The 11,470-nt window shown below is 35.2% G+C and carries 9 protein-coding genes, 1 tRNA gene and 1 pseudogene; 7 read left to right on the top strand and 4 right to left on the bottom strand.

All coding sequences use genetic code 11. The features are described from left to right. Positions 1 to 186: 186 nt before the first annotated feature. From NST97_RS18665 to NST97_RS18680, 4 genes are all read left to right on the top strand, one after another. Positions 187 to 891 (top strand): response regulator transcription factor, encoded by a 705-nt coding sequence (locus NST97_RS18665; RefSeq protein ID WP_340436503.1) that lies wholly within the window; start codon positions 187 to 189, stop codon positions 889 to 891. After that, a complete protein-coding gene (locus tag NST97_RS18670) occupies positions 884 to 1,807 on the top strand; it encodes a sensor histidine kinase (RefSeq protein WP_340436506.1) in 924 nt (307 codons plus the stop codon). Before NST97_RS18665 ends, NST97_RS18670 begins: the two co-directional genes overlap by 8 nt. An 85-nt stretch (positions 1,808 to 1,892) precedes the next feature. After that, a complete protein-coding gene (locus tag NST97_RS18675; protein WP_340436507.1) occupies positions 1,893 to 2,609 on the top strand; it encodes an ABC transporter permease in 717 nt (238 codons plus the stop codon). 659 nt (positions 2,610 to 3,268) lie between these two features. Next, a protein-coding gene (locus NST97_RS18680) for an IS3 family transposase (protein ID WP_445206727.1) occupies positions 3,269 to 4,415 on the top strand; the annotation gives its coding sequence in 2 pieces (ribosomal slippage) (positions 3,269 to 3,540 and positions 3,539 to 4,415; 1,149 coding nt in all). 595 nt (positions 4,416 to 5,010) lie between these two features. Here NST97_RS18680 and NST97_RS18685 read toward each other — a convergent pair. From NST97_RS18685 to NST97_RS18695, 3 genes are all read right to left on the bottom strand, one after another. Next, positions 5,011 to 5,424, bottom strand: a complete 414-nt coding sequence (locus tag NST97_RS18685) for a disulfide oxidoreductase (protein WP_340433740.1) — start codon at positions 5,422 to 5,424, stop codon at positions 5,011 to 5,013. Continuing rightward, entirely contained in the window at positions 5,421 to 6,128 is a 708-nt protein-coding gene (locus NST97_RS18690) for a thioredoxin domain-containing protein (protein WP_340433738.1), read from the bottom strand. The genes NST97_RS18685 and NST97_RS18690 overlap by 4 nt, the downstream gene beginning before the upstream one ends. Before the next feature lie 251 nt (positions 6,129 to 6,379). Continuing rightward, positions 6,380 to 8,221 carry an IS1182 family transposase gene (locus NST97_RS18695; RefSeq protein ID WP_341343594.1) on the bottom strand — a complete coding sequence of 614 codons (1,842 nt, stop codon included), beginning with the start codon at positions 8,219 to 8,221 and terminating at the stop codon, positions 6,380 to 6,382. 132 nt (positions 8,222 to 8,353) lie between these two features. Between NST97_RS18695 and NST97_RS18700 the strand changes: the two are divergent. Beyond that, positions 8,354 to 8,560: pseudogene (locus tag NST97_RS18700) on the top strand (IS3 family transposase); the annotation flags it as partial. A gap of 78 nt (positions 8,561 to 8,638) precedes the next feature. Next, the gene (locus NST97_RS18705) at positions 8,639 to 9,229 is read left to right on the top strand and encodes a site-specific integrase (RefSeq protein ID WP_340881112.1); all 591 of its coding nucleotides are present in this window, start codon (positions 8,639 to 8,641) and stop codon (positions 9,227 to 9,229) included. A gap of 114 nt (positions 9,230 to 9,343) precedes the next feature. Here NST97_RS18705 and NST97_RS18710 read toward each other — a convergent pair. Next, a tRNA-Val gene (locus tag NST97_RS18710) sits at positions 9,344 to 9,416 on the bottom strand. A gap of 359 nt (positions 9,417 to 9,775) precedes the next feature. On the opposite strand from NST97_RS18710, the gene NST97_RS18715 reads away from it, so the two are divergent. Continuing rightward, positions 9,776 to 11,386, top strand: a complete 1,611-nt coding sequence (locus NST97_RS18715; RefSeq protein ID WP_340880959.1) for an IS1634 family transposase — start codon at positions 9,776 to 9,778, stop codon at positions 11,384 to 11,386. The last annotated feature ends 84 nt before the right edge of the window (positions 11,387 to 11,470 follow it).

Consider the following 11,470-nt stretch of genomic DNA (forward strand, 5'->3'; position numbering starts at 1 on the left):
ATTTAATTTTGTAAGAGATAAAGAGATAATATAAATACTTGTAAAACCCACAAAATTCATTATATTGTTATTGCGATATTTCCTACGGCTAAGTATAGCAAGTTTATTAAGATTATTTTGATAACTAAGAATAACTTAAAGAAAAGTTAAAAATGCTTAAGAAAAGGATAAGAAAGGAATGTTTATATGCCTGCAAAAGTACTAGTTGTAGAAGATGATAAGGAAATTAATGAGTTGGTTTGTAAGTGTTTAAAATCTGAAAGATACATTGTTAGAAATGTTTTAGATGGCAATAGTGCTTTAGAGGAAATAAGAACGGAGGTATTCGATCTCATTATCTTAGACTTAATGCTACCCGAAGTTGATGGGTTTGAAATTATTAACTACATAAGAGAACAAGAAAATTATACACCTATTTTAATCTTATCTGCGAAAAATGAAGAAGTTGATAAGATATTATCTTTGGGGCTAGGGGCGGATGATTATATAAGTAAACCATTTAGTATTGCTGAGTTTTTAGCAAGAGTAAAAGCTCATATCAGAAGAAATTCTTATTTTAAAAAACAATTTCTACATTCCGACGTGAAAATTATTAGATTCAAAGACCTTGAATTGGACCTTAATCAACATATACTAATTAAAAACGGTAAACAAATCACATTGACACCTAAAGAATTTGAAATATTAAAATACTTTATTGAAAATCAGAACAAAGTCATCAAGAAAAGAGAACTATATGAAGAAATATGGAAAGAACCATATTTTGATGATAATACTGTCATGGTGCATATACGTAAATTAAGAGAAAAAATAGAAGATGGCACGGAACAGACTTATATTCAGACAGTTTGGGGAATTGGATATAAAATGGAGGGAGAACAAAATGAGTAATATCATATTTACATGTATAATATTTATCCTTCTCCTTCTACTGATTACTGCTAAACTTAAAAGAAATAAAGATATTAATCAACTAAATTTCTTATTAAAAAAGCTTAATTCTGGTAACTATAATACTCGATTTCGTATCCGAACTTCCGATAAGAGAATTAAACTCTTATGTAATCAATTAAATAAAATTATGGATACCTTTCAACAATATAATGAAGAAAGAGAATATTTAGATAGAGAAAGAAAACGTATGATTTCTAATATATCCCATGATCTTAGAACTCCGTTAACATCAATTATTGGTTATATTGAATTAATTCAGGTCAATACAAATATGAATTTAGAACAGCATAATGAGTATTTAGCGATAATACATAAAAAGGCAAAAGACTTAAGTAATTTTTTAAATAGTTTTTTTGAACTGGCTAAAGTAGAAGAACAAGATTTTTCTATTAAACAATCAAAAATTAATATAATTAAAGTTATCGAGGATGTACTTGTTACGAATTATAACAAGTTGACTAATGAAAATATCAATATATCTTTTAATTATCCTTCAGAGAATCTGTTTGTTATTGGAAATGAATATGCAACAGAACGTATCATTCAAAATATTGTCGATAATGCAATAAAATATGGAAAAGAAGGGAAGATTATTGGGATTGATGTTTTCCCAAACAATAAGTATATTCAAATTGATATTTGGGATAAAGGTAAAGGTATTCCGGAGAATGAATTACCCTTTATCTTTACTCGGTTGTACAGAGGAGAAAAATTTCGAAATATATCCAGTAACGGAAGTGGATTAGGTCTTACCATTGTAAAGCAATTATTAAAAAAAATAGATGGAAAAATTGAAGTAACTAGCACCCCCTACTCTAAAACTACTTTCTCAATTTATTTAAGAAAACCTTAAATATATTTTAAGGTTTTGAGAACTATAATTTTAATATAAGCGGATGATACAATTTTAATATTAATAAATGGTGAGGATGATTGTATTGTTAACCGTATTATCTGCCGAATTTACAAAGTTGAAGCGATCATATTATTTTCTAGTACTATTTGTAATAAGTATCTTTATCTCAATCTTTGGCACACTTATCGCATCACAAGATGAGTTCACTACAAAAGGAGTGCTTAATCAGTCAGTAATATTAATTAACTATATGTTGGGTGTGCCTATATTTTCAATTTTTACAGGACTAATTTTTGCGAAGGAATACGAACAAGGGACGATTTCCTATTTATTCACGTCTTCTTATAAACGTATTGAATTTTTACTAGCAAAAATAGTATTAATCTTTTGTTTGATCAGCTTCATGGTAATTTTTACTTTTGTACTTAGTTTAATTATTGGTATGATTTTTTCTAATGAGACAATTACTCTCCAGGAGACTTTACCTTTTGTAAAAATTTATTTACTAACGATTGCTATGCAATTTGCACTTACTCCATTAGTGATTCTACTCACTATAATATGGAAAAACTATATTATTTCAATCGCATTAGGTATTGTGGCAGCTTTTTCTATTGGAATTATTACCGCAACACCTATTGGCGCTTACTATCCATGGTCAGCTCCCCTACTCATTACTTACGACTTTTTAGGTATTGTTGATATGTCAATAAATATACAAATTATGGGATTGCTGATTTTATTTGTTTCCACATTATTAGCTTCCTTAATTTGTATCCTAAATAGTGAGGTAAAATAGGAAATTCAATTACCGTTCAAAATATATATAAGAACGGAATATCTTTTACGATTCACTCTAAAGAACTTCACCTTTGCATCATTCCGCGATACATGGACCAGCTATACTACTCTGTCGTGGATTCAACGCCAGTTAAATACTTTATCTTCAAAAGCGATTTCACGAATATATTTTCTTCCTTATGGCGTTGCCACACCATGTAGATGAAAAGTATTTTAATTGAACTACTCCTACTTACAGTAAACCCTTGAAATGGGAGATTCCTACGAACAGAACTCTTCGGAGTTCTTTTTTAGTAGGCTAACCCCGTAGTTCTTACGGTTCGAAGGCGTAAATCTTCGGTTAAGATATTTTTAATGCGTTTTTATCTCGGTTATGTGTGGTATGGCAATGGTTATATGTCCACGTGCAATAAATGAATTTTGCTCTACACTGCTTACATTCATACACATGTTCAATATGTTGCACGCACACAACTTTAACCGGAATAAATTTCGCTTCTTCATGAGCAATGGTTGTATCAATTTCGTGTATTAAAGCACCATACGGATCTAATTGTAATGAATCTTGAATGAGTGAAGCGAGACCATCGATACCTTTTCTATAATGCTCCCATAAGGTGAGACACATGAGCGTGATAAATAAGTTATAATGATACCATGAAAAAAAGAAACCGATATACCGCAGAATTTAAAGCTAAGGTGGTTCTTGAGGTGTTGCGTGAAGAGCAAACCGTCAATGAAATAGCCGCCAAATATGAATTAAGCCCAGTCATGGTCAGTCGTTGGAAAGCAGAATTTCTAGAACGATCCTCGATGGTCTTTGAAAAAGGCTCAAGCGAAGTGGATAAAATCCGTAAAGAATATGAGGCCAAACAAGAAAATTTAGAGAAATTGGTAGGTCAGTTAACGGTTGAAGTTGACTGGCTGAAAAAAAAATCTGGGCTCAAATAAGTCTGTTGACGAACGAAAGGCTATGGTCGAATTCAATCACCCATCGATCAGCATCAAGCGTCAGGCACAGTTATTAGGTATTCATCGTACTAGCGTGTATCGCCAATCAAAGGGACAAACAGAAAGCTCAGAAAACATCATGCTCATGCACGAAATGGATATGCTTTATACAGCTCATCCCTACTTTGGCTACAGGCGCATGACTGCGAAACTTCGTGAGAAAGGATTTGATGTGAATCATAAACGCGTACGCCGTCTCATGCGCCTTATGGGTATACAAGCTATTTACCCAAAACCCAACCTTAGTAAGAGGCTACATGCCAAGTACTGCCGGCCTTACCTGCTCCGTGGATGGGAGATCACCCGTCCGAACCATGTATGGGGAGTGGATATCACCTACCTTCGTATGGGACGGGGCTTTATGTACCTGTTTACCATCATCGACTGGTTCAGCCGCAAAGTGATCGATTACGAGTTATCTAGTACGCTGGAGAAAGGATTTGTCATCGACTGTCTGAAGCGGGCATTGCGTCATGGTAAGCCGGCCATCATCAATAGTGACCAGGGCAGCCATTTTACAAACGCTGACTATCTCGGGCTGTTGAAAGAGTATGGCATCCAGGTATCAATGGATGGCAAAGGACGAGCAACAGACAATAGTCGTACGGAACGATTCTTTAGAGCTTTAAAGTATGAATGTATCTATCTCAATGAATTCGAGAATCCTAAAGAGTTGCGAAAAGGCATTCGACGCTATGTTACGTTCTATAATACAGACCGACCTCACCAATCCTTGGACTATTTGACGCCAGCAACAGTGTACAAGCAACCTAAGATGGTTCAAGCATCCTAACCATCGAACGTGATGAGAGGCTTTATATGGAGAGACGGGCATGATAGGCTGTTTTAGCCATGCGATGTTATCTGTCCATCGCTCCAGCGCAAAAAATCGTGCCCGTAGAGGCTCCATGTCAAGCCTTTTTTGCACACGCACCACATTCATAGCGAAAGGAGAGAATGGATAACTTAAATATTATCAATTTGTGTCTTGACAAAGGGGTGCATTACATTCGCATGTTGTTTTTTCCACAAATGGTATAAATGTTTTTACGCTCGTAAAATCGTGTTTCATAGATTTTTCAACTTTCTCAAAATGGGTTGGATGATGTGCTCATCAACGCTATTAAAAAAGAAAATTTCAGTGACAGCAGTGTTAATGACACAACCTAGTTTAGCTGCATCAAGTGAGGATTGAAATGGCTAGTTTCGTTTGGAAGAGGATCAAGTTTAACAGGGGAGAAAATGGCTATATAAATGGCACTTCCTTTAATTGAAACATCTATCGTGCCGAAGATACAAACTGCTTTATATATGATGTTATTTGATTACGGACTTACAATATTTATAATAAAAACGCCCAAAGTAATAACACTATTGAGCGTTGTTGTTTACAGATATTTTTTACTGATAATCAAAATGAAGATTATAGATAGAAAAGCAATTAGGGCCATGAACGGTATTGTAATGAAACCGAATAAATTGACATATTCAGCATGACAAGGAATGCCCCCGATACACTGTTGGAAATCACCAAAGTTAGGTATCTTTTGTACTAAATAATGATATGTAGAAATGATACCTCCTACTATAGCTAAAGGTAAAACATATTTATGCACTTTCTTATGCCCATTATATATACCAATTCCTAATATTATCGTCAGTGGGTACATAAAAATCCGTTGATACCAACATAATTCACATGGGATAAATCCTTTAATTTCACTGAAATACAAACTACCTAAAGTAGCTATTATAGAAATTATCCAAGCAGCATTTAAACCAAATTGATAACTCCACTTCATTGTTCAACATTCTCTCTTATAATAGATTCTATTTCCTCGATATCAAAAGGATCTTTGACAACTGCATCATTAATAATAATGATTGGTACTTTATTAATATTATGTTTAGATAACATTTCCTTATCTCTTTCTAATTCTTCAGAATAAACTTCTTGAGTTATATCATTTTCTAATTTACTTCGATCAATATTCGTAGTTTTTTCTGCGATATTCAAAATATCTTCCATATTAATATCTGTTCCTGTATTCTGCACTTCTTTAAACAACATTTTATGAAAATCCCAATAGGAATCTTCATCATTTTTGAATACAGATTCTGCTCCCAACGATGTCAGCTTTGAAGCTTCTCCATGAAATAAAACATTTATATACGAAAGATTGACTACTCCATCTTCGATATAATTTTCTAATTTAGGATATATTTTTTCATTCCAAGATTGGCAAGATGGACATAAAAAGTCACCAAATTCAACTATCGATACAGGAGCATCTTGTTCCCCTATCTTAGGTTGAAATTCTGTAGATAAGTCCTCTATGTTCTTGATTGATGAAGGTTTATTATTATTACTAGCAGCTAATAATAAGAAAAATAGAATGAGAAAAGATACAATTACTATAACAAGAGTTCCCTTTTTAGTAATGCTAATAATAATCCCCTCCCTTTTTATTGTAAGTAAAAAATGCTCCACTTCTTTTTCACACATTCAATATGCAAAATTCTATGATTCAGCTAGCATTTTCAAATATCATATCAACCATTAAATATCGAAACCTAAAAATAACCTTAAAATTAAACATAAAAAACAATCATGATTTTTCAATCACAACCCTTGCATGAAAAAGGCACCTTCTTCTCCATTAATTTAGATGTGCCAAATTTTTTTCACAGAAAAACAGCAGGAGGAATAAATCCAAATATTTTTATTATGTACACTAATATCAAATTTCGAGAGAACTATGTTAAGTTATACAGAAATTCCAATACTTTCTCAATGGGCTGATGAGAGATTAATATACACCTAATTTCATAATAGTTGGGCTTGTCTAAAAAGTCCATAAAAACAGAGCGAATGGAGAAAACAATGAGTTTTTCCATTCGCTCTGTTTCCTTATTTTTGAAATTGGTTTGGGAATTTGCGGCCCATTTCAGTATGTTGTGGGCCATTGCCACAATCCCGAATTCTGTTCGGACTTTATGAAGCCCCCGTAACAGAAATCGAGTGAAACGCAAATTGCCCTTGATGTTACCGAACACACTTTCGACATCCACTTTACGCTTCGCATAAAGAGCTGCCTTTTGTTCGTCACCAAGAGCTGCTTTGGCTTTCGCTTTCATTTCTTCATAAATCGTGTTCCAATATACTCGACGATTTCCTTTGGCTTTCGTACACCCATTCTTCAACGGGCAATCCGTACAATCTTCACACTCGTACACTTTCAAATCTTGTATGTATCCAGATGCATTTTTTCTTTTTTGATAATACTTGAATACGACTTTCCGATTGTTCGGACAGATAAAGCAATCGTCTTCTTCGATGTATTTCCAGTTTTGTACTTTTGATAAATCCTTTTTAAACTTTTTACTTTGTTCCTTCAAATAGGTTTGGTATGGGGCTAATAATTCAAAACGAGGTTCTTTTTCTTCGCCAATCGCATATAAATAGTTTTCTTCACTCGCATATCCTGCATCGGCAATGACATACTTGAGTTTCTTTTCCTTCGGCATCGATTCCAATAACTTTTCCATAAATGGTTGGAAACAGCGAGTATCTCCTGGATTTTGATAAATTTCAAATCCCACGATAAATTGATGTTGTGTGGCGAGTTGAACATTATAACCCGCCTTGAGTTGGCCGTTTTTCATATGGTCCTCTTTCATTCGCATAAAAGTGGCCTCATGGTCGGTTTTCGAGTAGCTATTTCGTTCACCTAGAATCTGTTTTTGTACTTTGTATTTTCGTAATCGTGGAAGATAATCCGTTTGAATCGTTTTCAGTTGTTTGGTGAGTTGGGATTTTTTAGAGCGAAGTTCTTTTTTTCTTTCTTTGTCTTCTTCCTGTTTATAATCTTTTTCCAAAGCTTCTATTCTCTCAGAAAGTTGTGCCGATGATTTTTCTAATTCTTCTTCTAATTGTTCTTCTTTTAATTCCTCCAAGGCGATTTGGTGCGCTTCTTGTAGAAACGATTGAATTTTGGCTCGTAGTTTCTGATCATATTTTTCTACGGATTTTCGCCATACAAACGTATATTTGTTGGCATTCGCTTCTATTTTCGTACCATCCACAAAAATATGGTCGAGGTCGATAAGTCCTTGTTCTACTAGTTGAAGGACAAATTGTTCAAATACAGAATCCATCATGTTTGACATACGAACACTACGAAAATCATTTATTGTGCGATGGTCAGGGGTTTGCAATCCCGCCAACCACATCATCGGAAGATTTTCTTTCACCATTTGCGCTATTTTCCGACTTGAATAAACATTTTGAGTGTACGCATATAAAATCACTTTCAATAACATTTTAGGGTGATAGGGTGCACGACCCCCACCAACATAATGAGTATACAACACTTCATCCGGAATCGATTCCACCATTTCATCCACTAAACGGGCGACATGATTTTCAGGAATATACATTTCGATATCTAAAATGCTCATGACTTGACGATTGCAATAAGGTTGGAAAACTAGTTTTTTGCGTTTCTTATTCTTTTGAACCTCTATTTTTTGAATACCCTCTAGAGTCATTTCTAATTGCGTGTTATAATTTTCTTGAATAGTCATTTGATTATTCATAAGAAATCGTCCTTTCTGTAGAATGTTTTTTGGTCAATTTCATTCTATAAAAAAGGACGATTTTTTTGTACCCTAAAAACAGAAAAAAGGGCTGAGCCCAAGGTCGATTCAATCGACTTTTCGGACAGCCCCTGTCCCTATGACAACGCAGTAGCTGAAGCAACCTTTAAAATTATCAAAACAGAATTTGTTAAGGGTAGATATTTCGAAAATTTAGACCAAATGAAACTGGAATTAGATGATTATGTTTATTGGTTTAATCATATTAGAATCCATGGAACACTTGAGTATTTAAGCCCGGTGGAGTACAAAGAGAAACACCTCAAAAAAATTGTCTAGTTTAGTGTTGACATACCATCATCTATCGAAAAACCTAAATGGGATAGTAAAGAAATTACAATATGGAATCTACAACAAGTGATTTCATTTCTTAAGGTTGCAAAATCCAGTCCTTACTATATAGCTTTCCTCCTTGCTATCATGACAGGAATGAGACAAGGTGAAATTTTAGGACTGCGATGGAAAGATGTAGATTTCAAAAATGAATGTCTCTATATAAGACAAACTCTTACACACGATGGAAAAGGATTTAAAGAGGGTGCTAAGAGCAAGGCTGGTAATCGTTCAATTGGTCTAGATGCCAATACACTTTCCGCTCTTAAACAACAAAGAAAGATAGTCATTGCAAACAAGCTAAAGTACGGGAGCGCCTACAATGACTTTGACCTTGTTGTTTGCACTTCTAAAGGAAAACCCATCAATCCAAGAAATTTACTAAGAACATTTGACAACTTGATTATCAAAGCAAATCTACCCAAAATCCGATTCCATGATTTAAGACATACACATGCAAGTTTAATGCTACAACAAGGTGAAAACATTAAATTAATATCGGAGCGGTTGGGGCACAGTAGCGTAAAAATCACACTGGATACTTATTCACATGTTTTACCTAGCATGCAAAAAGAGGCGTCTAAACGTCTTGCAAGCCAACTGTTTAATAGCTAGAATGCTGTATCTGTGACCAAAATTGTGACCACGAGAGCGAGCTGAGTTCGTTTATACAAAAAACAAAAGGCTTGAAACCCTTGATACGCAAGGATTTCAAGCCTCTCATTTTAGTGATTCCGACTGGGCTCGAACCAGCGACCTCCACCCTGTCAAGGTGGCGCTCTCCCTGCTGAGCTACGGAATCATATTAACAAAACAGATGAATTTCTAATGCGTTTTTTTGACAATATCTATTGTAATGTTGTTATAAAAATATGTCAAGCCTCAATATGCAAGTTTTTTTACTTGCTGTAGTTTTTAATCATTGATAAGCTCTTTCTGGTCTTAGAATCTAAATTGATAAAAGGAAGTGCTTTTAATAGAAGCACAAATGTTGAGAATTATAACTCAAGTTTGACACCATTTCACTACATGTGGATAACTAAAGGTGATTATACCAATAGTTATCCACTTTTTTTATCGAAAATATAATCATTATGTAGTGTTATGTGGATAACTTTTGTATATCCAATAATATGTAATATATGTTATACTATTAGTGCTATGTATATTCGAATTAATAAGCAAAAAAATAAAAATGGTTCTGTTCGTCAATATCTACAAATATGTCGTACATTTCGTGTAGACAATAAAGTTCGGCAACAAACGCTTTGTAATCTAGGGAGGTTAGAACATTTATTAGAGAATGGCTCTGTCGATAACATAATCGAGGGATTAGCCAAATTTTCAGAGCGTTACTTTGACCGAATTCACGGGCAAGGCTCTTCCTCTTCTGTCTCCGTGCTTTGGACAAAAGAGTTTGGGCCGGTTTATCTGTTCCGAAAGGTATGGGAAAAGTTAGGGCTTGGTCGGCTATTACGTAAAATCATGGATGATTCCGAGGCTGCTTCTCAGTATGACGAAGCCATTTTTGCTATGGTGTTAAACCGTCTCATGGATTCCAATAGTAAGCATTATATCTTCAAACAATGGATCGACACGATTTATGCAGAAGGTCTTTCAGACATTCAACTCCATCACTACTATCGTGCATTAGACTTCTTAAGTGAACAAAAAGAAAAAATTGAGGAACAACTTTATGGACATTTAACCGATTTAACCTCATTAGAAGTAGATATCGTGTTTTACGACACGACAAGCACCTATTTCGAAGGAGAGGAAGCAGACGAACTGCTGGCTCACTATGGTTACTCCAAAGATCATCGTGGAGATCGAAAACAAGTCGTGATTGGCTTATTAATGACCAAAACAGGGATTCCGATTGGGCATCAAGTCTTCCCTGGAAACATGCATGATACGAAGACATTTGGCATGGTGGTTGGAGATCTGAAGAAGCGCTATCCTATTCAGAAAGTCATTCTAGTGGGAGACCGCGGAATGGTTAGTGAAGCCAACTTAGATCAAATTCGTGAACTGGGCATGGAATATATTGTGGGTGTCAAATTACGAAAGTCGAAGAAAGCCCAAGAGCTATTATCCATCCGTGGGCCATATAAGAAGGTTCTCCCGAATCTAAAAGTGAAGTCAAAGAAAATCGATGGCGAAACGTATGTACTCTGTTACAATCCGGACGCTGAAGAACGTGATCGAGCGAGTCGTCAAGTCGTGTTAGAAAACCTTCAATCGAAGCTTGATGAACTCGGTCCATCTGGACTCGTCAAAAACCGTGCGTATTCCAAGTTTTTAACGATAGAAAAAGCATCGGCCAAAATTGATGAAGAGAAGGTATCCAATGACGAAAAGTTTGACGGAAAGTACGCCATTCGGACCAACTCGTCATTAACGGATGAAGAGGCAGCACTTGCCTATAAAGAGTTGTGGAGAGTGGAACAAGCCTTTCGTAACCTGAAGTCGAATCTAGAACTTCGCCCGATGTACCATCGAGTGGAATCTCGTATTCGAGGCCATATCATGGTTTGTTTCCTTGCGCTTGTCATGGAATCCTTTTTGGCCTATAAGCTAAAAGAAATAGGATGCCAAACAAGTGTAAAGGATATTTTGCATGATGTAAGCCAGATGAAGGCCTCGAAAATACGCGTGAATGGTGAAGAGCAAATCGTTCGTACAGAATTACAAGGTCAAGCAAATCTAGCATTTGAAGCACTTGTCACACAAGCGCCTCCTAGAGTATTAGAAAAAAACACGTGCCACTAACAAGTGTAGTGGTACGTGTTGTGGGTAAAGTCCAAAACACCAGTATTTTCGGGCTTTTCTTTAGTGTACTCTGTCAAACTTGAG

Source organism: Aeribacillus sp. FSL K6-1305 (assembly GCF_038050115.1).
Lineage (GTDB): Bacteria > Bacillota > Bacilli > Bacillales > Aeribacillaceae > Aeribacillus > Aeribacillus composti.